The 25,183-nt window shown below is 46.0% G+C and carries 21 protein-coding genes; 4 read left to right on the top strand and 17 right to left on the bottom strand.

Features of this window, described 5'->3' with window-relative positions:
• Positions 1 to 40: 40 nt before the first annotated feature.
• The gene (locus tag PTQ21_RS20725; RefSeq protein ID WP_274566972.1) at positions 41 to 931 is read left to right on the top strand and encodes a LysR family transcriptional regulator; all 891 of its coding nucleotides are present in this window, start codon (positions 41 to 43) and stop codon (positions 929 to 931) included.
• A 69-nt stretch (positions 932 to 1,000) separates the two neighbouring features.
• Here PTQ21_RS20725 and PTQ21_RS20720 read toward each other — a convergent pair whose 3' ends face one another.
• The 4 genes from PTQ21_RS20720 to PTQ21_RS20705 all read right to left on the bottom strand — a co-directional run bounded on the left by PTQ21_RS20720 (position 1,001) and on the right by PTQ21_RS20705 (position 4,171).
• Positions 1,001 to 1,372 (bottom strand): iron chaperone, encoded by a 372-nt coding sequence (locus tag PTQ21_RS20720; protein ID WP_274566971.1) that lies wholly within the window; start codon positions 1,370 to 1,372, stop codon positions 1,001 to 1,003.
• A 120-nt stretch (positions 1,373 to 1,492) separates the two neighbouring features.
• On the bottom strand, positions 1,493 to 2,521 hold the full coding sequence (locus PTQ21_RS20715) for an ABC transporter substrate-binding protein (RefSeq protein ID WP_274566970.1): 1,029 nt from the start codon (positions 2,519 to 2,521) through the stop codon (positions 1,493 to 1,495).
• A gap of 182 nt (positions 2,522 to 2,703) precedes the next feature.
• Positions 2,704 to 3,297, bottom strand: coding sequence for a YdeI/OmpD-associated family protein (locus tag PTQ21_RS20710; protein WP_274566969.1), 594 nt, complete (start codon positions 3,295 to 3,297; stop codon positions 2,704 to 2,706).
• Between the two features lie 247 nt (positions 3,298 to 3,544).
• Entirely contained in the window at positions 3,545 to 4,171 is a 627-nt protein-coding gene (locus PTQ21_RS20705; protein WP_274566968.1) for a hypothetical protein, read from the bottom strand.
• 239 nt (positions 4,172 to 4,410) lie between these two features.
• Between PTQ21_RS20705 and PTQ21_RS20700 the strand changes: the two genes are divergently transcribed.
• Both PTQ21_RS20700 and PTQ21_RS20695 read left to right on the top strand, forming a co-directional pair.
• Complete coding sequence (locus tag PTQ21_RS20700; protein WP_076288565.1) at positions 4,411 to 4,785, top strand: BlaI/MecI/CopY family transcriptional regulator; 375 nt, start codon at positions 4,411 to 4,413, stop codon at positions 4,783 to 4,785.
• Between the two features lie 9 nt (positions 4,786 to 4,794).
• On the top strand, positions 4,795 to 6,138 hold the full coding sequence (locus PTQ21_RS20695; protein ID WP_274566967.1) for a M56 family metallopeptidase: 1,344 nt from the start codon (positions 4,795 to 4,797) through the stop codon (positions 6,136 to 6,138).
• A 270-nt stretch (positions 6,139 to 6,408) separates the two neighbouring features.
• On the opposite strand, the gene PTQ21_RS20690 is transcribed toward PTQ21_RS20695, so the two are convergent.
• From PTQ21_RS20690 to fba, 13 genes are all read right to left on the bottom strand, one after another.
• Complete coding sequence (locus PTQ21_RS20690) at positions 6,409 to 8,457, bottom strand: glycoside hydrolase family 16 protein (RefSeq protein ID WP_064638366.1); 2,049 nt, start codon at positions 8,455 to 8,457, stop codon at positions 6,409 to 6,411.
• A gap of 158 nt (positions 8,458 to 8,615) precedes the next feature.
• Positions 8,616 to 10,187, bottom strand: a complete 1,572-nt coding sequence (locus PTQ21_RS20685; RefSeq protein WP_274566966.1) for a response regulator — start codon at positions 10,185 to 10,187, stop codon at positions 8,616 to 8,618.
• 2 nt (positions 10,188 to 10,189) lie between these two features.
• Positions 10,190 to 12,004 carry a sensor histidine kinase gene (locus PTQ21_RS20680; RefSeq protein WP_274566965.1) on the bottom strand — a complete coding sequence of 605 codons (1,815 nt, stop codon included), beginning with the start codon at positions 12,002 to 12,004 and terminating at the stop codon, positions 10,190 to 10,192.
• Positions 12,005 to 12,100: 96 nt separating this feature from the next.
• Entirely contained in the window at positions 12,101 to 13,762 is a 1,662-nt protein-coding gene (locus PTQ21_RS20675; protein ID WP_274566964.1) for an extracellular solute-binding protein, read from the bottom strand.
• Between the two features lie 254 nt (positions 13,763 to 14,016).
• Positions 14,017 to 15,564: a right-handed parallel beta-helix repeat-containing protein gene (locus PTQ21_RS20670; protein ID WP_274566963.1), complete on the bottom strand. Its 1,548-nt coding sequence runs from the start codon at positions 15,562 to 15,564 to the stop codon at positions 14,017 to 14,019.
• A 50-nt stretch (positions 15,565 to 15,614) separates the two neighbouring features.
• Positions 15,615 to 16,571 carry a carbohydrate kinase family protein gene (locus PTQ21_RS20665; RefSeq protein ID WP_274566962.1) on the bottom strand — a complete coding sequence of 319 codons (957 nt, stop codon included), beginning with the start codon at positions 16,569 to 16,571 and terminating at the stop codon, positions 15,615 to 15,617.
• Positions 16,568 to 17,869: an alpha-galactosidase gene (gene melA, locus PTQ21_RS20660; RefSeq protein ID WP_072732848.1), complete on the bottom strand. Its 1,302-nt coding sequence runs from the start codon at positions 17,867 to 17,869 to the stop codon at positions 16,568 to 16,570. The genes PTQ21_RS20665 and melA overlap by 4 nt, the downstream gene beginning before the upstream one ends.
• A gap of 18 nt (positions 17,870 to 17,887) precedes the next feature.
• Positions 17,888 to 18,598, bottom strand: a complete 711-nt coding sequence (locus PTQ21_RS20655; protein ID WP_274566961.1) for a carbohydrate ABC transporter permease — start codon at positions 18,596 to 18,598, stop codon at positions 17,888 to 17,890.
• A gap of 136 nt (positions 18,599 to 18,734) precedes the next feature.
• Positions 18,735 to 19,670 carry a carbohydrate ABC transporter permease gene (locus PTQ21_RS20650; protein WP_063565013.1) on the bottom strand — a complete coding sequence of 312 codons (936 nt, stop codon included), beginning with the start codon at positions 19,668 to 19,670 and terminating at the stop codon, positions 18,735 to 18,737.
• Positions 19,671 to 19,685: 15 nt separating this feature from the next.
• Positions 19,686 to 20,978 (bottom strand): ABC transporter substrate-binding protein, encoded by a 1,293-nt coding sequence (locus PTQ21_RS20645; protein ID WP_274566960.1) that lies wholly within the window; start codon positions 20,976 to 20,978, stop codon positions 19,686 to 19,688.
• A gap of 70 nt (positions 20,979 to 21,048) precedes the next feature.
• Positions 21,049 to 21,849: a DeoR/GlpR family DNA-binding transcription regulator gene (locus PTQ21_RS20640; RefSeq protein ID WP_274566958.1), complete on the bottom strand. Its 801-nt coding sequence runs from the start codon at positions 21,847 to 21,849 to the stop codon at positions 21,049 to 21,051.
• 184 nt (positions 21,850 to 22,033) lie between these two features.
• Positions 22,034 to 22,963, bottom strand: coding sequence for a 1-phosphofructokinase family hexose kinase (locus tag PTQ21_RS20635; protein ID WP_274566957.1), 930 nt, complete (start codon positions 22,961 to 22,963; stop codon positions 22,034 to 22,036).
• On the bottom strand, positions 22,960 to 23,826 hold the full coding sequence (gene fba, locus PTQ21_RS20630) for a class II fructose-1,6-bisphosphate aldolase (RefSeq protein ID WP_274566956.1): 867 nt from the start codon (positions 23,824 to 23,826) through the stop codon (positions 22,960 to 22,962). Before fba ends, PTQ21_RS20635 begins: the two co-directional genes overlap by 4 nt.
• Positions 23,827 to 24,263: 437 nt before the next feature.
• On the opposite strand from fba, the gene PTQ21_RS20625 reads away from it, so the two are divergent.
• Positions 24,264 to 25,154 carry an SIS domain-containing protein gene (locus PTQ21_RS20625; RefSeq protein ID WP_274566955.1) on the top strand — a complete coding sequence of 297 codons (891 nt, stop codon included), beginning with the start codon at positions 24,264 to 24,266 and terminating at the stop codon, positions 25,152 to 25,154.
• Positions 25,155 to 25,183 lie beyond the last annotated feature (29 nt).

Here is a 25,183-nt window from a genome sequence, read left to right as displayed (position 1 = left end):
ATGATTTGATGAACTAAAAGGAATAAGAGAGTGGTGCGAAATGGAACTTCTTCAGCTACGCTATTTTCTAACGTTAGCCCGATGTGAACATGTTACGGAAGCTGCGGGTAAGCTGCATGTCACTCAATCCTCACTGAGCAAGACAATACAACGTTTGGAGGATGACTTGGGTGCACCGTTATTTGATCGATTGGGCAGAAAGCTGCGGTTAAACGAATTCGGAAGAACATTCCTTCGACGGACCGAAAAAGCCTTATTCGAATTGGAACAGGGAAAACAGGAAATTGCTGATCTCTCCAACCCGGATCACGGTACACTTCAATTGGCAGTCACTACAGCAAGCACATTACCAGGAATCTTGCGGGAATTCCGAAAAAATAAGCCGAATGTTCAGTTTCATGTACAAATGGTTACGTTGGAAGACATGTCCATCCTTCTCCACCGAGGCGAAATTGATTTTTGCCTGTCTTCCCCTCCAATCCAGGGAGATGATATCGAATGTCAGATGCTGTTCCAGGACCCAATTGTAGTAGCTGTGCCTCTCGGTCATCGATATGCGGATCGAAGCAGCATCACATTAGAAGAGCTTAAGGATGAGTGGTTTGTGGGGGTGACAAAAGGATATGGTATTCGTGATCTGGTGGACTCCAAATGTCAATCCGTCGGATTCGTACCGAAGTATGTTTATGAAGGAGATGAGCCTGCAAGATTAACTGCACTTGTGGAGGCGGAGATTGGGATTGCCTTTATACCCAATACAGCAAGAAACCCGCAGGAACGAATTGTATATCTCCGGATCGAGGATCAGAACCTTGTGCGGGAAATTGCTTTATTGTCGCATAAAAACAGATATATCTCGAAAGCAGCTATCGCGTTTCGCAGCGTAGTCATAGATTATTTTGGTGCAATGTGCAAACCAATTACTGAATGACCATTACAAAGACCCCGCTCACCGACGTAAGTGAGAGCGAGGTCTTTTGTTGTAGGCTATCGATCATGCCTATTTCCGCCAAAAGGTTGAACAGTCTGCTTTTTCCGTAATGTTGAAATCAATCATTCGTTCCAGTAATGAAAAATCAACCGGCCCATCCCACCGGATACGCACCAACTCCTTGGTGTGCTCATAACCGGCATTCACAATTTCATCGGAAAAATGATTAATCCCTGCCTTTTCAGGCGCCACAGCCAAATGATGTTTGGATACACTAAATCCAATAATAAATGTGCCATGATCGGTAAACATGGGCTGATTCCACGCTATTTTTGGTACTAAATTGGGGTATTTCTTGATAATCCATTCTAAAACTTCTTCCGTACGATCCCGATGTCCCAGGTTATCAATTCGTGCTAGATATTCTGCAAAAACGTCCATATTATCTTCTCCTAACCCAGATTTATTTCGCATTCATCTCATATTATCATGAAAATGAAATTGAAAAACCCTTTGGTCCAGATTCGCCAAAGGGTTGAAAGAATATATATTACTCAAGGACTACTTCACCGAAAGCAGGCTGTCCGAAATAAATTTCAGCTGACCTTCAAGCGATACAGGGTCGTTGTATGTATCGGAGGTCGGATCAAGCTGGAACACATGGCCCTCTTTGACCGCAGTTAGGTTTTTCCACACCGTATTATCATAAACAATCTTCGGATCGGTTGTATCTCCTGACCACGGGCTGGTGAAAATGATGTCGCCTGCATATTCCGGTAACACTTCCATCGAGATTGATGCCCAGCCTGTGCCACTGTCAATTGCCTCTGTCTGAGCCCTTTTTGGTGCCTTGAGGCCAAATTCGTCATAGAGTATTTCACCACCACGACCGTAATTATGCCCAAATACAAATAATCCTTTGGCGTATGGATTCAAAATGGAGACTGTACGATCTCCCACAGCGGCAAGTACTTTTGGCTTGAGCTCATTGATCTTCGCTTCCCATTGCGAAATCCAGTCTTTTGCCTGGGCTTCTCTATTGGTTAGTTTACCCATCTCCAACATGAGATCCTTGAAATTTCGCTTACCATATTGTAACTGTACCACTGGTGCAATTTGCGACAACTTGTCGAGACCCTCCATACTGGTGTATGCGATGATCAGATCAGGCTTTAGGCTGATCAGTTGCTCGGCTGTTGGCTGCTCTCCCAGATCTGTTGCCCCCTCACTTTTGAGCTGATCCTTAATGTACTTGTTGTTTATGGCGCCTGACGTTGCACCGACGACTGGAGCATCAAGTGCAACAAAGTAACCTGTTGAAAATGCGGTCAGATCGATAATCCGCTTCGGATCCACAGGTACTTCCACTTCACCTGCATCTGACTGATATGTAACGGTCTCTCCCTCGGCACCTGTTGTGGTAGCGGCACCAGACGCAGAAGTTGAATCGGTTGATGATTCAGTGTCCGCAGCTCCGGTTGTTGTTGTCTCCGTTGTATTGCTTGTCGTTGCGGCCTGACCGCATGCACTCAGTACAAGCAATATAATGAGAGCAGACAAAAGCCATATCGAGTTTCTTCGTTTCAGCAAAATAAACCCACCTTCTTCAAATGATATTGATAATCGTTATCAACGATACCATGCAATAGTACATTTGACAAGATGCTTTCATATTCGACAAAAGACAAAACAAAAAAACACCTACAAAGGCAGGTGCTTCGACGCATATAAATTATTTTAAAACAGGCTGCTTCCCAAATTACATTAACGGTTTAATCATTTAACCCTTTACCATCCAGAATCTGCTGTGTAGATTTCTCAACCCTGGACTCGCGTGTTTTGGATTGCTTGGGTTGCGAAAAATAAAAAAGGTATGCTCGTTGACGTCCAGGCGTCAATGCTTCAAATGCCGTTTTCAAAGCAGGATTTTCATCCAGTTTTGTTTGAAACTCTTCTGGAACAGCATATTCTGTATTCTTTTTGAGTTCCACTTTCAATCCGGCCTTTTCAACCTCAATGGCTTCAAGAATGTACTCTTTCAGGATAGTTTCCAAGTCAACGATTTGTTGAAGATTGGTGAACCGGATTTGGCGGGCAGCTTGTACATTTTCTGTTTGTTGGATTAGAATACCCTGCTTATCCTTTAACAAGGCTCCTTTATGGAAAAGAAGCGCACAATACTCCTTAAATCCATGAATGATAACGATGTTTTTATTCTCCAACGTGTAACAAGGATGCATCCATTTATAGTCTTCTGTAAGGCCACAGGATAGAACGATCTCTCTTAGCTTCTCTGATTCTTCTTTCCACTTCTTTGCTTTGTTTAAATATTCATCCACCTTGGGATTTGTTTTATTAGTTGTCATCAGGGACCATCCTTCATCATGCTAGTCATATTATTGTGTTTTCTAAAATGATTCTTCTCCTACATATGATTGCCAAGAGAAAGCAGTTAATTTCATTCGAAACCATGTAGTGTCGCTTAAATATTATGACACCATTTGGCGTCTGGTCAACACTAACTATTATTTAACTCATATACATATGTCCTTTGTCCCACCTCTCATCCCTTACTAGAAAGCCGATAATAAAGAAATCAAAGTGAGAAAGCCCCTAGGATTTGGCGTATTGTAAAATTGCCGCCGCTGCACGGATTCGTAGGTCCTCTTCTTCGCTATGCAATGCCTTTTTTAGAACATTGAGCGCTTCTTGAATAGTACCTTCATCTACTCTAACTGAAGAATCATTATCTCCTTCAGTGGTTTCAGAGGTGATCGAAACCCAAGGTTCCAGTTGAGCCTGAGAAATTGGATGTTCGAATTTCGCAATGATTGAATAATGACTTACAAGTGCAAGTACTTTGTCACTTAACTCTGCTAAGGGAATACGTCCCAGCCAGGTAACACCTCGTCGATGACATATGTATTCGTCTCCGGTTCCGTTGGAATCATCGTAAAAATAATCGCCCAAATCCCCAACATATGCCCATTCATCATCGTTTATCAAGACATAGTCCCCATCCTGCATGATGTAGACAAAAGTATGGAGCGTATCTAAGACATCACTAAGTTCTGCCTTTCCTATCCTGTAGCGTTGAACTAGTTGCGCTTTCCATTCTTCTGTAGACTCGTGCTCCAAATCTCCTGTCGCCGGCCAACCAATGCCGATAAAGTTATTCTCCAGGAACGACGCGGTCCAGTCGACCTCTTGCAATGTAGATTGTATATGAAACAGATTCATATGAATTCTCCTCTATAGTGATTTCAGGATTTAAGACTAAGTATATACTCCAGACATTCGTCTCTGCATTAAAATCAATCAAAGATTGAACTTATATAGCTGGTACAAACCTAACTTTGGTTCCGCAGCATCCATTCAACACTTGACTACCTACTACACATTGTAGTAAATTGTATCTACTACGTAGTGTAGTAATAACCTTCGATATGGACGCATAACGAAGTTAAGGAGTGTTCACTGTGAACCATCTTCAAAAATTATCGGATACTGAAATGGAGCTGATGGAAGTGATCTGGGAGTGTGAGCCACCTGTCACCTCCACCGAACTGCTGAACATGTTTTCCCAAAGGGGTAAAGCATGGAAGGCGCAAACCATCTCCACCTTTCTCTCTAGGCTAGTAGACAAAGGGGCTCTTACAGCTACAAGGGATGGACGTACCAATAAGTATGTCCCCCGTATTTCGCCCGAAGACTACAAGCTATTGGAGGCACAACAAGTCCTGGATGGATTATATCAAGGCTCTGTAAAAAATTTGATTTCAGCTTTGTATGATGGCGACAAGCTTTCTGATCAAGACATTGCAGAGCTGAGACAATGGTTTTCAGAAAAGTAGGTGTAGTCAATGAATACCATTCTTGTATTACTGTCTACGCTGACTGTTGCCGGAAGTGTCGTTGTCGCTTTCATTCTGTCTTTGCGCCTTGCTCCCTTTCAAGTCATTCCTGCAAAATGGCGTTTTGGAATTGGGAAAATGGCTTTAGCTTTGTATCTATTGCCCATCTTTCTGGTCTTTAATTGGATTTTTTCGTTGTTCACATCCAGTACTACAGTAAACGAGTTACCCTTAAATGTTCAACAAGTGTTACCTGGAGCATTCAATCCGACTCCTGCCATCCAGGTACAGACCATTTCAGCAAATGTAGCTCTCGCTTTAATATGCTTATGGGTAATCGGGGTCATAGCTTTTGCAGCATGGCAAACATATTGTTATCACAGGTTTCTCAAGACATTAAAACTTACGCGAACTATCGTTCCGAAGAACAGTGAAGTTGCGATGCTGCTCCCTGTAATCAAGGAGAATCTGGGTCTCAAGAGCGAGGTTCGGCTTGCTTACAGCGCTCTAATTCGCAGTCCTTTTCTAATTGGATTGAGCAAACCTACTATTTATCTGCCTCTGAAGAATTCTGAAAGTGTGGATATCGGTATGGTGTTCCATCATGAACTGATCCACTTAAAAAGGAAAGACCTATGGATCAAGGCGCTCATATTAGTAGCCCGTGCATTGCATTGGTTCAATCCATTGGTTCATATGCTTTCCAAAGATATTCATACGTGGAGTGAACTGTCCTGCGATGAAGAAGTTGTAAAGGGAATGTCCCTTGCGGATCGTAAACGCTATGGGGAAACCATCCTGAACGTAGTGGCAGGATCAAGGAATTTACCTATACAATTCTGCTCCTCTTTATCCGGGGACGGCAAACAACTAAAAAGGAGATTAAATTTTATGCTTAACGTAAAGAATGTGAACAAGAAAACCTTTGTTATAGCGATATCGACGTTATTTGTTGTTGGTGCAGTTAGTACAGTGACAACGGCTTGGGCTTCCAGCAATACTCCGAGGGTGGTTGCAAGTGAAGAAGATTCCGCAGTAATGCGCCCATCGCAGCAAACGGCTGTCCGTGAAGAAGCTCCTGCAGTAACACGTCCATCAGCTCAAGCGGCAGCTCGCGAGGAAGTTTCTGTGGTACTACATTCGGATGACCAAGTGGTAGCCCGTCAAGAAGCTCCTGTAGTAACACGTCCATCAGCACAGGCGGTTGTGCCTGAAGAATCTCCTGTGGTAGCACGTTCAGCAGCACAACCCACAGTTCGTGATGAAGCAGCTGTAGTAGCTCGTCCATCGGCTCAAGCGGCAGTTCGTGAAGAGGCTTCTGTAGTACCCGCTCAAGAATCTTCCCGTCGTTAAAACCATTTCCATGAAATCACAAAATAAATAGGCTTGATATAAAAATTCTAAGAAGCAGCCTTCGTTCAATTGTTGAACGAAGGCTGCTTCATTATTGTAGAAAAGATTAGTTTCGCTTGAGACTAACCGGCTACCTTCTCAAACGACAAAGACCAACAACATTTTGTTGTTGGTCTTGCCTGTCTTTTCTTATCCGTTCAGCTTGCCTCATCACCCATAACTATGGTGACTGGCCTCGACACGACCCCAATCGCGGAAACGGCTGTTTTATTACTGTTCTTTATACACACGTACATAATCCACTTGCATAGTTGCCGGGATATCGGATGCGTTTGGAGTACGGCCACCGTCGAAGTTTCCGCCGACTGCCAAGTTCATAATGAGATAGAACGGCTCATCGAAAGGTGCGTTCGGATTGTTCGGTGCAGCTGTGGAATACCACTGCTGGTTAGTGACTTTATAGAAAAACTTGCCGTCGACATACCATTTAATGTTGTCCTCTTCCCAGACTACCGAGTATACATGATAATCATTGGCAAAAGTTTGCCCTTCTGGGAAGTGATAATCGCCACCCGAAGACTGGTTCACCGGCCATTGTCCGCCAAAATGTACGGTACCGCTTACAGACCCAGGTAGACGTCCTCTTGCTTCCATAACATCGATTTCACCTGATGCAGCCCATGTGCCGTATACAGAATCTTTTGGAAGCATCCACAGTGCTGGCCAAACGCCATCCCCTGTAGGAAGCTTAGCACGAAAATCTACTCTGCCGTACTTCAAGGAAAGTTTATCCTTGGTGTTAATCTTACCTGAAGAATACTGTGCATACCGATTCGGATCCTGCGGGAAAGATTTGCTATCATTCATGGCTTTGATATTCAGCTTCCCGTCCTGTACATAAACATTTTGGGTGCTGTTCGTGTAGTGTTGCAGCTCTGCATTACCCCATCCCCAAGTAGCCGGATCGTTATTGAGATAATATCCTGTTTCATAGTTCCATTTACTTGTATCCAGCGTAGTTCCGTTGAATTCATCCTGCCAGATGAGATTCATGCCCGCGATAGCTGGGTCAGTTGGTGTTCCGATGGAGATATCCTCTTGATCGGATACATCCGGACGCGGAGCATTTGGATTACCGATGAAGGTATAGTTGACAAAGTTGTTGCCAATATTTCCACCCGCCTGTCCGTTCAGCGGATATCCGATACGGATTTGCATATTTTCCTGGATTGGCTGGAACCAAAGACCATAGATATAATCGGCCCAGTATCCCCACTGGTTGGCATCAGACATATTGTTGTAGCCATTAGCGGAGTATGCAAACTTGCTCTGACTGGAGTTACTCAACTCCACCCATTGCCCATTGATGTTAATCTGGTATACAAAGTTGCCCAGTTCCTTGGCGATTGGCGCACCCCCATCAATTTTGGGAAGTGGAATTCCAATGGAACCATTCGCATCTGCTGTGAAGGTTGTTCCTTCGTATGGCGTAATGACATATGAATTTCTTGTAGGTTCATTAAACGTAATGGTATAAACAAGGTTAGCTGAAGAAGTCTTTGATTCCAATTTGACGTTGATCGACTCCGTTACGTTAAACCAGTACCCTCCACCACCGTCGGTGAATTGGCCGAAGTTATGATCATAAATCCAGCCGCTAGCTGCATTATTGTCAATATCAATCCATGTGCTGCTGTTTACAGGTTTTACATACACCTTCAAATCATCCGCTACGGCTTCATAGGTTACCGCAGAATCATTGTTGAACGTTGGATATGTAAAGCCTGCACCGCCTGTGAAACTTGCTGTAATTTGCGGCCCTTGTGTTGGATTCATGGCTGTGATGGTTGTTTTGTTAATGTTTTGGAATACAAGTTGATATTCAAGCTTAACACCATTTGCTTTGGAGTACAGTTGAATTTCGGTTGTTGCGGAAAGGGTGAACCAATAGCCATTGAAACCACCATCGCTCCAGTGCCCCCAGTTTTGGTTATAGATGTAACCTCCGGCTTGATCAATATCAACCCAGTTGTTACCGACTTTCACATTGACCCCCACATCACTGTAGACATCATTCCACGTAGCGGAGCCTCCATTGAACTTAGGCATAACAAATCCGTAGCTGGCTTTGCCAACCCCTGATTTTGAAATAACAGGTCCATCTGCTGGTGAGAAGTACTCCATTGAGGTAACTGTCGTTCCAGCTGCTTGAACTTTTGAAGTTGGCAGCACGCCAACACTAGCCAGCATCACAACCACTAAGAACAAACCAAGTACCTTTTTCATAAACCGTTTCTCCGTAAAGTGAGATGGTTTCATAATTGCCCTCCTTTGATAGGATAATAGTTTCACCCAATCTATGCGTATAAAGGTAATCGCTTACATCGGGGAATATCTTTATTCTATCGAATAGGATAATCTGCTGAAAAGGTACAATTATTTTTGTTATATCCCATTTTTTTGGGTTTTGATTCAATTTATATATTTGTACTGTGATATTGCACTTCACGTTCTACCTTTTGGCGCATCATTTGTCGATACTCTGTGGGTTGAATTTCCATCACAAGGCGGAACGCTCGCGTAAAGCTTTTGTAGCTTTCATAACCTACCATAGCAGCAACTTCAACAATCTTATGATCGGTTTCGGCTAGGAGACGCCGTGCTTTATCCATACGTACATCTCTCAGATATTCGGCAAAACCTTTGCCAATGTTCTTCTTGAATAGATTTGAGAAATAGGCGTAATTAAGCGACACATGATTGGATACCATCGCGAGGTCCAGCGGCTTATGATAGCTCTCGTGTATAAAACGGATGGCTTCATTTAAATCCTGAGAATTGCGATAACTGTGCTTATAATCAAAATAGAACTGATTCAGTCGAAGCAGCTGCTGTTGCAGCGCTTGAATATAATCGCGCATCCCCGGATAATCAAAGAGATTACGCAAAGATTCAAGATCCAGCGCTTCTTCACCCATGTAGGGGCGAATTACTCGTTCGTATTCCTCCATCATCTGCACTGTGGCACCACAGAGCTGTTGGGTATAGCCAATATGATAGCGTTGAAGCACATTTTTATGAAATATTGCGGAAATGCCCTGAGCAATTTTACCACTATCGTCGGTCCCAACAGACTGGAACAGTTCATACAGTTCTTCATAGGGAAGTTGCCACTGCTGCTCCATATGCTCAATAGCTGCTGGCAGGATGATATATTGATCTGGAAACAGATAACTGTGGTGGAATAGCTCATGTACTTGTGTATAGCTGCCGGGCAACATCTTTAATCCTTGCTGCGGCTCAGTCATAACGGTTATGGCATCGATCATTCCTTCCTTGAGTGCCGCTGGCAAAGCCTCCGGATCTATCGTTGCATCCACTGCGAGGATCAGATACGGGCTATGTTGCAGGCAAACGCAACCTTGTCTGCCGAACACATCATAAGCAATAGCTTCCATGCTATGGACGCTGCTGGAACCCGGCTGGTTGATCCAACATTTCTCTCGCAGCAAACATAAGCGATAATTGTGCCAAAGCGCAGGATTTTGTTCCTGGATTTGGAGGATCCAAGCCTCATTGTTTAACGCTCCCTGCATAAACATTCGTAATTCTTTACGATCTGTCTCTCGGGCGAGACGGGAGACATGCTGCATGTTGTACGTAAGCGTCTGCCGTGTCTGGATTTCTTGCCATACATGCTCTAGTGAAGTTTGCAGATCCTCTCGCTTCAGAGGTTTTAACAAGTATCCCTTTGCCCCAAGTTCGATGGCTTTTTGAGCATATGTAAAATCACTATAACCGCTAATAATGAGGTATTCCACCTCGATGCGCTCCTCTTTGGTCTTTGCCATCAGTGCGAGTCCGTCCATGTCCGGCATCATAATATCAGTAATAACGATGTGAATGTTATGCTGGCGCAAAAGGATTAGCGCCTCCATCCCACTTGCGGCAGAGTATATGTTGTTCAGCTCCAGAGGAAATTGATGCAGCATCGCCTGCAGACCGTCACGTATGTGCTTTTGATCGTCCACAACCAGAATATTGATCACTCCTACCACCCTCCAAGATTTACATTTTCCCAAGGCAAATGTATCGTTACACAGGTATAAGCGCCCTGAACACTATCAATCCAAAGACCATAATCCTCGCCATAATGAAGCTGCAGCCGCTTATTCACATTTTCCAAACCAAGTCCATTCTTGCTGGTAACAATCGGCGAATCCGAGTCTCCCCGCAGTGCCGCTTGCAGTCGAACTAACATCTCCGGGTCTAACCCCTCTCCATCATCTTGTATCTTAATAAGCAAGCGTTCATTCTCCACTGAAACGGTGATCTGAATACACACACTCCCGCCTGATGGTGCAGCGTGATGCACTGCATTTTCAACAATAGGCTGCATGCACATTTTAGGAATTGCATAGCGGAGCACCTCCTGCGGGAGATCTGCCGTCAACATGATGCTGCCGCCTTCCATTAAATTAATAAATTGAATATAACTTTGAATGTTGGCAAGTTCCTCGTGAAGCGCAACCGTATCGCTGCGCCACTGCATGCTGTAGCGAAGTTGCGAACCTAATGATACCAATGAATTCGCAATAGCAGGTTGTCGTTGAACCTCCGCGAGCATTCGAATAGATTCCAGTGCGTTATACAAAAAATGAGAGTTGATCTGCGAATGCAGTGAATGCAGCTGTGCGTTTTTGGCGATTAATTGTTTATCCACTACCTGTGTCATCAGACGTTTGACCTCATGTAACATTTTGTTGTAGCTCACAGCCACCTCATCGATCTCATCCCCTCTTTCGTTCTCATCTAGGCCGGTATCAATCGTTGCATCCAGTTCTCCTTTTCGTACCTGACGCATTGAAGCCAGTACGCTGTCCAGCCGTCGGAAAATGCGCCGAGTTGTGTGTGATACGAGCAGCATGATGAGCAGCAGAACACATAATGTAATCGTTACCACAAATGCATACCAGCTGCGTGGCCCCTTCATCAATGCCTGATGGGAGGCGATATCGACCACATAAGTGTTTAGCGGAGCGATGTAGCGGTAAAGTGCATAGTAGCTCTGATCTCCTACCTTAATTTTAACGGGACTTCCCTGTGGCAGTACATCCAGCTGGCGATGAATACCGCCAAGGATTTCGTCCAGTCCTTCACCGGCTTTTCGAGAAAACTCATGCTGGGGATTATAGACATATTGGGGAGGATCGCTTTCGTTCATCAAAACAGAAAAGAAGTCTCCCTTGCTCTCCTGGAGAAGGTCGCTGAAAAACATACTGTGCGGAACGCGAATTTCCATAATACTAGGTCGCTTTTTCTCCTGACCCTGAAGGCGAACCAGCCGGTAGTATGATAGCGTATGTTCACCATCCTTAAAAGAAAATAAGCGGTAAGCCGCACCACCTTCATCCCGAAGCTTTGCCCAGTAATCCTGCGGCCAAAATTTCTGATAATGATAGATCTCAGGCCAGATTTCATACAAGTTCGGGTTATCCACGTAAAAGCTGAGCTCACTGATCATCGCATTACTTTGAATGATGTTTTGCATTTGCTCAAATTGGTTTTGCTTAAATTTCACCAGTCGTAGTCCATCCACAAGCATATTGGAATGAATAAAATCCACAAATGACTTTTGAGTGAGTGCCGTGTTGGAAGCGTTCTCAATGATATCCATTCTGCTGCGCAATTGTTCGTTTAGCCATGAAACGTGGCTGTTGCCCGCTGACATAGCGTCCTTGTATAGCTGGGTTTCCTGCATGCGAATATATAAAAAGGATACTAAAATAACGGGTATGGCAATCATCAGGCTAAACGCCAGAAACAGCTTTTGGGATATACGGGCATTGCGGTAAAGTTTCCTCATTCTAGTCAGTAGGTAATTCACTCTGAAATCCGCACCACCTTTGTTATACCATATATTACAAGTTAGTCGATAGAGAGCGAGGTTGTTAGGGAATGATTATTCAGCCATCTTGGCTTTTCTCGCTTCCAGCTCGGTCTGACGGTATTCCATTACCTGATTAAAACCGTAATTCACACGACGGGCCAAGAAATTTTCGAAAATTTTATCAAAAGCAGCTTCATCTTTGGCAGTAATCAGTTCAGGCAGAACTTCTTCCCAATTCTGTGAAATACGCGACCAGGATAAGGCTATATCGGAATCTCCTACAGGATCTATTCCCTTATAGGTGCCGCTGTCCATATCCGCCTGTTTGTTCGCGAACTCCTCCATTTGCTTAACGGATGCCGCCTTTTCTGGTCTCCACTGGTTAACGAAAGCAGGGTTGCGCAGCATCCAGTAGGTATCCATGATACCGTATTCCTTTTCCAGACGCTCCCTATCTGTGTCAAGCAATTGGACCATTTCCGCCGTCAACTGCGGTTTGCCATCCCTCATCGCCCATGTTTCGCCTTCTTTGCCCAGAAATACAACCCTTTGGCCTTCTTCGCTCGCTAAATAGCTCAAAAATCGGATGGCTCGTTCAGGACTCTTGGTGGATTTGCTAATCATCGTAACCATCCAGCCGTCCATGTTGCCAGGGAACAGTCTGGCGGAATCACCGTGGCTGTTTTGCGGTCCATCCACAGCGATGTAGTACGAATTCGGATATGCACCCGCAGCTAGGATCGGATTGATAGCCGCCATACCAGTCCACTCGCGAATCATCATAAAATAACGGGCATTACTGGTTTTTTCCTCTACCTGAGCATTCGAATCCACCAGAAAATCCACATTAATCAGGCCACGCTCATAAGCTGTACGGAAGGTTTTCAACCAGGTGATATAGTCTGGGTCGGTCATACGGTCGTTAAATTTTCCGTCCTTTTCATGCGGAATAGCCAGCAGGTTTTGCAGGTACTCGGTCATCCCATAAGAGACATTCCCCTGAGCAAAGAAGGGACTAATGAGCTGACCTTTATACACAGAATACTGATCTTTTAACAATTGTAATGCGTTCAGAAAGCCTTCCGGAGTGCTCAAATCGGGTCTACCCATAGCCTCATAGAGATCCTTTCTTACCAAAAAGGTTTGGTTCGCAGCCGTCAAACCGGTTGTCTGCATTAGGCTGGGGCTGTATGAATCATTTGGAATGCCATATGTATTGCCGTTTTCCTGACGATACCACTTCAGTGTACCGTCCCCCGCGACCTTGAAAAAGTAAGGATCATATTGCTCCGCCAGTTCATTTAAGGCATACACCTGATCCCCTTCCCACAACTTATGAATCGCACTTTCCCACGAGCCTATTGTCATCAAATCCGGCAGCTTACCGGAAGTCATCATGAGCGCAATTTGTTCGCTTGCTTCACCCGATGGCACTTCGAATTTGATGTTAACACCTGTTTTCTCTGTTACAATTTTGGAGGTCATGCTCTTACCCCATGTGTGCCCATACCAGTTCGCACCTACAAACCAGGTTAAATCCACAGGCGTGGTATCAAGCTTCCATGCGGGTTCATCGGGGTTCGACTTGTATTCAATCGGCTGTTGTTTAGGATGAATGGGCTGTGGGAGTGATGGATTTTCAATTTGCTCTGATTGGGAACACGCGGCCAAAACCAGCATTAAGATTATGGTCCCATAGATGACCATGCTGTGCTTAATGGAACCGGGTTTCATTCCACATCCTCCTTTCTTGACTACAGTTGTGAATTAACCTTTGCATTAATCATCCTATCACCGATTTTACTATCCTTGGATCGAAATGGAAATGCCGCTGACTACCTAAATATTGGTTTAGATAAGTTCTAACTCAGGCACGGCTATTTAAAGAGGATTATTACTCTTTAAATAAAATAAAACAAAGGCAGCTGATTACTCAGCTTCCTTTGTTTTATTGCCTTCGGGAGAGTCTTCCCGTTAGATTATAAATCTCACTCGTAAGCGCCGATATTCACAGCAGCCCCCTGTACTCTCGGTTTCCCCTCAATGTCCAGTGTTCCGATAATAGCGTTGTCCGTGTTCCCGGCATCAATCGCTGGAGATGTAGATTGGAGATGGAAATCGTATCCTGAAGCATTCACAAATTTGGGATCGATGAACAAGGAATGCGCGTCATTGCCAGTTCCCGTTTTATAAGCGGAGAATCCTGTGTAATCTTTATTTTTCCAAGTCCAGCTGGCTCCATTGCTTCCGGCAGGGGCGAAATAAAGATTATAATCCACAACGTTTCCGGAATTTTTGGTGTATTCATTGTAAATCAATACATCTGTAGAGCTGGCTACAAAAATGTTGTTCTTAATTACGTTATTTTGTGTGTCGTATTGAACGTAAAGCTGGCCGCTGCCATCGCCAAGCGTATCATTTTTGTATACGGTATTGTTAACGATCTTACAGTTTACGGTGGAGCCGCGTTTGGTATCATACCCGCCCATGGCGATGCCAGTGAGTCGGTTGTTGTAGACTGCGTTGCTGCGAACAGTAATATTGCTGGTAGATTTACCGGCATGCTCGGACGCAATCTCGATACCGATATCATTGTTGTAGCTGTAGTTCTGTTCAATAATACTATCCTTGCCACCATCGACATAAATGCCATCGGCCGCATTACTGTTATTCGGAAGTGACTTCCCATACGAAGGATTATTGTTGGAAGTGATATTGTAGACTCTGTTGCCCTTCACGAGTCCGTTCCGTACCTGATCGTAAGTCGTATTCGGCGCTTTACCCTCATATCCGATGAGATCAATGCCGATGTTGTCGTTATCGTGGATGACATTATTCGTCACTGAGAAGGTGTCCACGTTACCGTTGAGAACCAGAGATTCGCTGGAGCCGAGCACAAGATTATACAGTTCATTACCACTAATCGTAATATCGTGAATGGATTCCGGTGCCTTTGTTCCATATACGGCGATCCCATGTGCGTCACGGCCAAGCAGATCACTGCCGGTTGGGGTGGCCGTGTTTTTGATATCATGGACTTTGTTACCAGACAAATTGATGAAGCTGCCTGATCCGTGAACATAAATGCCTACGGGCATGACGTCCTTAGTAGCTGTAGTATAATTGCGAATTTCAAATCCCTGAAGGGTAACGTAATTCACATCGGTCAGGTCAATCAACCCTTCAATCCCGCTAACCGAAAGTCCTGTACCGTCAATAATCGGAGTCTCCGTGCCATCGTTAGTGAATACAATCGGCCCCTGTGAAGCGGAGCCTGAGCGGGTGATCTTCAGCTTCTGGTTGTACACACCGCCACGAACATGCACCGTACTGCCTGCAGGAACAGCATCCGCTGCGTGCTGAAGCGTCTTCCATGGCGCGCTGCTCGTTCCCGCACTGGAGTCATTTCCGTTTGTCGCTACGTAGTAATCTGTGCCTGCTGCGGCAGCAGATGAGGACCATTCAATGCCTGAAACCAGTCCTATCCCTACCGCCATACTTAATCCCACCAGCAATGTTTTACCGAATTTCAACATATTCTCAACTCCCTTTGATCAATTTGGTTGTGTTAGATTAAAATCAGGATTTATTGTTCATGCTCAGCCTGCAAAAGAAGAACAGCCTCCATTGTCGGCAAACTCCCTGTGCCACCAATGCCAAGTGTGGACAATGCTCCACATGCATTGGCAAATCGCAGCAGTTCATCACTTCGCATCCCAAGCAAGTATCCATATATGATTCCTGCGTTGAAACAGTCTCCTGCCCCTGTCGTATCGACGGGTGTCAAAGTGTAAGATCCGGCCGATATTCTACTTTCGTCCAGTTGACGTAGTGTAGCACCTTTTGACCCTTGTTTGACCGCTACAATTCCTGCCACACCAGGAAGCATGGAATCAAGTACATGGCTTACCCCAGCGGCAGGGAAAATGTGCAGCAGTTCATCCTCGCTGGGAATAAACAAATCAGTTACCGTCAGTAGTGCACTTATGCCCTCGCGGTCCCATTGATTGGATACATCCCAGCCGGTATCAAAAGACGTGCTGATCCCATCTGCCCGCAATCTTGTAAAGAGCTCTCGCCAATGAGGTCTCATTCCATCCTGCAAATAATAGGAACCAAAATGAAGATGTGCGGCCTGCTGCAACAGGGACTCCGGGATATAATCCGGTGTTAACAATGGGATACTGCCAGCGTAAGTTAACAACCCGCGGTCATCGGGTGTGGAAAGCGACAGAGTTACACCTGTCTTGATGCCAGACAATCGGGTTACATGCTCTGTATTTACGCCCATACGCTGCAGCTCAGCTATACAGAATTTTCCGAAATCGTCATCTCCCACTACGCTAACGAATCTCACATCCGCTCCCAGGCTTGCCAGCGCACAGGCCGTTATTGCTGAAGAGGAACCAAGTACAATCTCAAAACCATCAACCATTTTTTCCCGATTCCATTCCGGCATGACATCCGTTCCCGATACAATGACGTCTACATTTAGCTCGCCAACAATGACAACAACGGGACTTGTTTGTTGTCTCTGCATCATTTCAATACCGGAACAAATCCCTGTTCCGCCTCATACAGTTCATCGAACATACTTCCGATCTCCTCCAGGGAGCATACGGCTGCAGTTAGCGGATCCAACATCAGTGCATGGCGAGCCATCTCCCTGTCACTCCTCCGCACAGCTTCCACTGCCAGGTCAAAAAAAGCCATGTTCGAGCGGCACAATGCGGCCAAATGCTCGGGCAGTCTTCCAAAGCGACAAGGCTGAACGCCTTTCCCATCAACGAGACAGGCCACTTCCACCACACCATCAGCCTGCAGATTTTCAATCAGCCCCCGGTTAGGAACGTTACCATAAATGACCTTCGGCTCATTCTTCAATACTGCTTCGATAATAATGGCTGCATATTCATTACTGGATTTCAGCTCAAGCGGTGCTGTTCCCTCAAGCTGTGAAACGATCTGCTCATCATTCTCTCTCCGCCAGATCGGCCAGTTGTCAGCGTAGAATCCCGTAGCTCCGTTATAACCTGAGTTGCAGTGCTGGTCGATAAGTGATTGGCGTTTACGGTAATACGGGATATATTCCGAGAAATGGCCGCTGGATTCCGAAACGAATGCACCCAGGTATTTCATCGCATCAAAGCGGACCGGATCCTGCCGCAGCAGTTCAGGAGTTTGTATTTTCTCCAGTAATACTGGATACAGATCTCTCCCGGCGTGGGACAGCTCCACGAACCAGGACATGTGGTTAATACCTCCGGCTTTCCATGACATCTCTTCATATGGAACTCCTGCATATTCAGCCAGTTGAGCCGACGTGTTCTGGATAGAGTGGCATAGTCCCACCACCGGAATATCCGTAATGCGGGAAGTCAGGAGTGTAACCGCCGACATCGGGTTGGTATAGTTTAGAATGATGCAGTCTGGGCAGAGCGCTTCAATGTCCCGCACGATCTCCATCCAGCTGGGAAGGGTACGGAGTGTCTTGAACAGTCCCCCTGGTCCCAGCGTATCGCCAATGCACTGCTTTACCCCGTATTTCAGCGGAATTTCATATTCATAACGAACCGTCTCCAGCCCGCCTACTTCAATTTGGTTAATCACAAACTGTGAACCGCCGATGACCTCTCTGCGATTTGTAGAGGCAATCACCTCCCACGTCTTCCCTGTCTGTTCCACGATCTGAAGCACCAGCCTGCGTGCCAACTCAAGCCGCCGCTCGTCAATATCAACCAGGGCAATAGTGCCACCCTCCAAGCCTTCAATCAGCAGGATATCCATAGCGATCTCTCGCGTAAATGCACTGCCTGCTCCGATAATTGAGATTTTAGTCATAACTCTTCTCCTCACCCGTTATTTCATGCCCGTCATAGCTAGGCCTTTAATAAATTGCTTCTGGAAGATCAGGAACATTATAATAACCGGTATTGTAATCAATACCGCAGCTGACATGACGACGTTGTAATTGACCTGGTGCGTTCCGTTAAAATAGACCAATGCCAGCGGAACGGTCATCTTGCTCTCATCATTTAATACAATCAGTGGCCACAGATAGTTATTCCAGGAGTTCATAAACGTGAATATTCCCAACGCTGACAGCATCGGCAGAATAAGCGGCATAACGATGCGAAGCATCAGCCTGAATTCGCCAGAACCGTCCATCCTTGCTGCCTCCAGCAGCTCCTGTGGAATCTCTTCTATGAATTGTTTAGCCAGAAATACGCCGTAGGAGCTAACCAGATTGGGCAAAATAATCGCCAGCAAATGGTTAACCAGTCCAAGCTCAGCCGTGATCAGATACGTGGGAATCATAATAACCTGAAAGGGAATCATCATGGTTGCCAGGATCAGAATGAACAGCAGTTTCTTACCTCTAAACTGATGCTTGGCAAAGACATATCCGGCTAGAGCGCTTGTAAACAAGGTCACCACCGTTATGATGACGGAAGTCATCAGACTGTTCAGCAGCCACGTGACAAACGGCGCCTCGCTAAAAACCGTTCGGTATCCGTCCAGACTCGGCTTACTTGGAAAAAAACCGGCGGAACCTGAGACGATGTCCATGTTACTTTTCAGTGATGATAGCACCATCCATACATAAGGCAAAAGCATAACACAAGCTATAACTGCAAGAACTGCGATAGTAAACCCTTCCCACAGGCTGAATTTACGCGGCATCGGCTTCTTCTCCCCTCTCCTCTCAATGTTCCCATTGCGTGCGTCCCCACCGAAGTTGCAGCAGCGTCACAAGCAGGATGATCATTAGAAATACGGTTGCCATAGCAGATGCGTACCCCATATTGGAGCTGGAGAAGGCCTGTTCATAGATTTGCAGTGACAGCACTCGTGTTTCGTTGAAGGGTCCGCCCTTGGTCATAATCTGAAATTGTGGGAAGGCCTGAAAATAGGAAACAACTGTCGTGATGGAAACAAACAGCAACGTTCTGCGCAGCAATGGCAGTGTGATGTGAAGAAAGACATGCCATCGGCCCGCCCCCTCCAGCGTCGCTGCTTCATAGTACATATCCGGGATGGAATCCAGTCCCGCAATGAAAAGAACGATATTATAGCCAATATCAGCCCACAAGGTCATCATAATGACGGAGTAGAGCGCATAATGCGGATCACTGAGCCACTGGATCGGCGCCATATTCATCTTGGCGAGAATCATGTTGAACAAGCCGTCATTGTAATTGAACATGGTATTCCATACGATGGCCGTTCCCGCCAGCGGAGCGATCGTGGGAAGAAAGAATATAGTCCGAAAGCCATTTTTAAGCCACGGGATGCGGACTCGCTGAATCGCTGAAGCAATCAAAAGCGTAATGACAATGTTTATCAATACGGCGATAAATACAAATTTGAAGGTTACCCACAGTGACTTCAGAAAGATGGAGTCCTGGAACATGCGAATATAGTTTTCCGCCCCCACGAATATCGCGTTTGAGCTGAGCGGGTCATACTTGAATGCGGATAAGCCCAGGCTCCATGCGATGGGAAGGAAAGCAAACACCCCGAACAGAAGCAAGATCGGTACGAGTGAGATGATGATGAACCTTCGTTTTGCCCTGTAAGCTGTTGACTTTACCGCTGGGTTAACCTTGTCCGCCTTGTTGGTAGATATAGCAGTACTCATGCCCCAGCACCCCTATCACTTATGTTGATCCTGATTATCGTTGATCGTCTGTTCGATGTTAGCCAATCCGTCCTGGACACTCTGTTGTCCACTAGCCATCAGCTGGAAATTGTCGTTAACCTGCTTGAAGAAGAAATCCCGGTCTGCTATTGGGCCGATCCATTGACCTAACGCCAATATGTCCAGCGAAGGCTTTAGATGAGGATTGTTCTTCAGGAATTCCGGGTTTTCGGCAATTTCTTTTTTGGCTGGTACGGTAAAGGTGTCCGTATTCCATGTCGAGAGGTTGTCCTTCTCCGAGATGAATTGGATGAAATCAAGCGCAGCCTCCTGCTGTTTGCTTTTTTGGGACACCGCAAGCCCCCAACCGGATTCGGCAGCAAAAACGGGTGGGTTTTCCGTAAAGGAAGGCACGGAAACGTATTCAAAATCATCAACCTCATAGTTGTTCTGTCCTGCAGCAATCGTCCAGGGACCGCGATAGGTCATGGCTGATTTCCCCTGAAAAAAATAGTCAGAGGTATCCAGCTCACCGCCGAACGTGGTTAAATCCGCAACTTTGTCATCGGCCACGAGCGAGACCAAGGTGGACATCGCTTTCTCCGCCTCCGGTGAGTGGAAATTAACATGTTCGTCTTCACCCATAAAACTTGCACCTTGCTGCAAAATAAGGGATAAGAAAGTAAACGTAATATTGTCTGCTGATACAAAATCGAAGCCTTTGACTTTGATGACATTGTTCTCACGGACAGTCAATTTTTTGGCGTAATCCACAAGCTCTGTCCAGTTGGACGGTGCGTGATCGAAGCCTTGGTCTTTGAGCATTTGCGGGTGAATCAACATGCCGCCGTTCTCAATGTTGTATTCAAGTGGCAGCCCGTATAACTTGTTGTCTCGCAAATATCCCCCAAGGGGAGCATCATAGTACTCTTTTTTTACATTTTCACTATCAGGGATTTCGACAAGCAGACCGTTCTTGGAATATTCGGGCACCCACGTACCGAAAAATTCGGCAATATCGGGTGGTTTCTTCGCGGAGAATGAGGCTTTCAGCTTCTGGCTGTATACATCATATGGAAAGGTCTGATACTCGATCGTTATATCGGGGTGTAAGGTCTGGTATTTGGATATTAATTTCTTGTATGCGCCCACAATGGCGTCTTCCTGATGACTCCAAAAGACCAGATTCACCTTACCTTGCGGGTCTGCGGATGTATCGCCGCCTGAAGAGGAGGAGCTGGAACAGCCTGCTTCAGCGAATACAACACAAACCATCGCAATGATCAGCATAAACTTGGAAAAATGCATTCGCATATCCTCCCTTGTCCTGCAAATTAGCCAGCATATGAAGGGAAGGGCGTTTGAGTATTACGCGTATTTAAATAGAAGCAATGTGGTCTGTAGTTGTATGTATCGCAATCTGATGCTCCTGGCACGCCTGCTCAAACCATCCCTCCGGCTGTTTATTCGTAATTACCCCTGTCACCTGAGTTAAGGGAGTAATCGTAAACAAAGCACTTTTCTCAATCTTGCTTTGATCGAATACAGCATAAACTTCGCTGGAACGTTCCATTGTTAATTGGGCAATACGAGCTTCAAGCTCGGAATGCATCGTAAAGCCAAAATTCTGCGTTACTCCGTCCACCCCGAGAAACATTTTCGTAATGTTAATTTTGTCGATCACACTTTCTGCCAGCGGACCGCATAACTCGTAGCTTTTAGACCGCATAACGCCGCCAATGACCACAACCTGAATATCTTCGGCATCAGCCAATTCATAAGCAATATTCACCGCGTTGGTGACAATCGTAATATTACGATGCTTTTTGAGTGCTTTCGCAATAAAGAACGTCGTTGTACCGCCCGTCAGGCAGATAATGTCTCCCTCTTTAACAAGGGCAGCGGCCGTGGCAGCGATCCGTTCCTTATCCATCCGTCGGAAATCGCGTTTTGCTGCAAATGGTAGCTCCGATACCGCCGACGTCAGGCCCCCTTCATATATGGCTCCCCCATTTGTTCGAATAATCTCGCCCGCTTTTTCAAGTGCGTCCAAGTCACGTCTTGCGGTTGCTTCCGAGCAGCCAACCGTCTGGACAATCTCTTGCAGCGATATTTTTCCATGCGATTTAATCAGTTCCAATGTTTGTGCTCTGCGCAGTTCACCCTTTGAATATTGCATAAGTCTCTCCTTTAATATGTCTGGGCCTGCATGATATCCGTTAACTTCAGCCCGTGCTAGCTCTATTGTGTAGGATGAAAGGATGGATTGCAATATGTCGACGTGAACTGCATCCCATAAGAAAAGTATCTCTCTAACGGTTATTCATGAGGGATATGAAGCTGATTTTCAAAACCTTCAACCATCATAAAGGTATAATTTGCACCTGATGTTCGTACTCCTCAAACAGAACATAGTCGATGTCACCTGCTTTAGAAGACATTGCATTCGTAGCAGCAGCCGCGACAGCCGTACGCAGTCTGGACTCATCCGAATCGCCGCGCTCTCCTGCATATGCCATGCCGGCAACAAAGGCGTCTCCGCAACCTACCGTATTCACAGGCTGAATGGTTGGCGGCTTCACCATATATGCTTTTCCGTTTAAAATAGCCAGAGCACCGTCACTGCCGAGTGTTATGCACACCTCATCAATGTCTTGATCCGCCAACCTGTGCGCTGCACGGGCCCATTCGCTCACGTTTCTTGGCTTCTGCCCCAGCCATTCGGCCAGCTCCTGCTCATTCGGCTTCACGAAATGGGGTGTTGCACTCAGCCCAATGGTGAAACTTGTTCCACCTGTATCCAGAAAGGCTCTCGCGCCTGCTGAACGAACAATACAAATCAGTTCTGCGTACAAAGTGTCCGGTGCACCTGGGGGTAAGCTTCCAGACATAATAACTGCACTAGACTGGATGGCGAGCTCCTGTACTTTTTTCTTGATCGCTTCAACTTCAGCTTCTGACATATTTGGACCCTGCCCAAGCAGCTCGGTAGAGCTACCACTGGAATCATCCACAATGTTGAGGCAGACTCGTGAGTCTCCCGCTGATTGGATAAAAGCAGTCCGTATCCCTCGTTCAGTCAGATTTCTCTCAATAAATACACCGTTATTGCCGGCAATAATGCCTGTAGCTGTGACTTCACCGCCGAGCTGCCGGATCACTTTGGCTACGTTATTGCCTTTGCCACCTGGCTCATTAACCTGTCTTGTCACCCGATGCACTTGGCCTACGCCAAACTTGTCAACGTATAATGTCCGGTCGATGGCCGCATGGAGTGTGACTGTGGTAATCATCGAACTACGCCGGCTTTGCCAGTGCTTCCACATAACCGTATTTTCTCCATGGCAAGCCGTTTAACTGCTTCCTTCGCCGGAGCCATGTATTTACGTGGATCATTCTCTTCTGGATGGATTAGAAATACATCCTTGATAGCTTCGGAAAAAGCAATACGCAGCTCTGTGGCTATATTTACCTTGGACATCCCCAGTGCAACCGAACGATGAATCTGTTCAGCTGGTATGCCCGAACCACCGTGCAGCACCAAAGGAACCGATACTCGATTCGCAATGGTTTCAATTCGTTCAAAATCTATGTTCGGCTGTCCCTTATAAATACCGTGTGCGGTACCGATTGCTGGAGCCAGTGTAGTTACACCAGTACGTTCAACAAACTGCACGCAATCTTCCGGATCTGCTAGGGAAGCATGCTGTTCCTCGACGACAATATCGTCCTCAACGCCGCCAACCTTACCAAGCTCAGCCTCCACGTTTACGCCAGATGCCTGAGCAACCTCCATCACTTTACGGGTTAGGTTCACATTTTCTTCAAAAGGATACATGGATGCATCGATCATAACGGAGGTATAACCTGCTCGTATGCATCGGATAATCGTTGAAAAATCAGTGCAGTGATCCAAATGAAGTGCGATGGGGATATCCGTCAAGTCCGCTGCGGTTTTAGCCGCATGAGCAATGTAATCTGGTCCCAAGTGGTTGACTGTGCCCACCGTGGTTTGAATAATGAGCGGTGATTCGGTTTCTACAGCCGCTTCAACGACAGCCTGAAGCATCTCCAGGGTATGAACGTTAAATGCAGCGATGGCGTATTGATCCCTGCGAGCTGTTTGCAGCATTTCAGTGGACGAGATCAGTGGCATATCCATTCCCCCTTTTAAGGTTTCGTCGTTACATAGCGACGATTTGAACGATCCTGCACCTCCCTTCACGGGTCAGATGAGTATGGGAAACATTTGATAATTTCTAGCTTGTGATCATAATAATCTTTTTATTTGATTAAATCAATCATTATTTTGGAAAACTATTGCAATTCAGAGGGATATAAAGGCATAATTATGATTAACACAATCATTTAACTATATATTTGATCGAAAAGATCACAAACTGAAGCTATCAATCTAAATCATTCCCGGGAGGTATTTTTATGAATTTGACGTATCGTGAAGTAAAAGAACAATATAAGGCCCTGCAGCAGACCTACAACTATTTACTGGCCAAGCGCACGGAATTTACTGCCTTTGTCCAAGCTCAAGCGATTACCTCCGTAACCTTTGTTGGCGCCGGGTCCAGCTATTGTTTGAGCGAAGCGGCCGCTTTTTCCTTCCGTTTGCGTGCTGGCCTGCCTGCAATGTCACTTGCCGCTGGTGATCTCATGCTCCATGCAGACCGCTATCGTCCCATGCTGGAGGGTAGCCTGATCATAGCGCCGTCACGATCTGGCAGTACGAGTGAGGTCGTTGAAGCATTGCGTTTACTTCAGTCCGATCAACGTATTCCATTATTAACGATTTCTTGTGTAACGGGCTCGCCGTTATCCAAAAACGCTGATTTCCCTCTGGAACTGCCCTGGGCTTTCGACCATAGCGTTTGCCAGACCCGCACAGTAACCAATCTGTATGCAGCCAATCTGCTGCTTGCCGCTTTTCTTGCTGGTGATGAGGAGCTGATTATCGATATGCAGGAAGCGATTCATCAAGGTGAAGCCTACATGGCACGTGTAGAGGACAGCATCCGCCGTGTCTCCGACTTCAATTGGACGAATGCAGTCCTGCTTGCAGACGGTGAACTACAAGGCCTGGCAGCCGAGGGTGCCATCGCTCTGACCGAAATTGCCAAGACACAAGCCCACGCATACCATCTTCTTGACGTTCGGCACGGCCCGATGGTCACCGTGGGTTCGGATACTTTAGTGATTGCTGCCTTGTCGGACAGCGGTATTGAGCATCAACGCAATCTGTTGAGGGATATTAAGGAGCGTGGAGCCACCATTATTACATTTGCCGATCGGGCGATGGGCATCCCGCAGGAGTTCATCGACCTTGAAATCACAACTAGTCATCCGCTTAATACAGCGGTGCGGGGTATTCCTTTCATCTTCATCTCGCAAATCGCTGCTTTGGCTAATGCCGAACGCCATGGTATTAACCCGGATCAACCCGATGGGCTGGTGGCCTGGGTCAAGCTATAAAAGATAGCTTAGTTCTTTCAATTGGCTTG

It is taken from the genome of Paenibacillus marchantiae (assembly GCF_028771845.1).
In the GTDB taxonomy this organism is placed as follows: Bacteria; Bacillota; Bacilli; order Paenibacillales; family Paenibacillaceae; genus Paenibacillus; species Paenibacillus marchantiae.
Note: the sequence above shows the minus strand (reverse complement) of the source record. Positions and strands in the feature narration are given on the sequence as shown.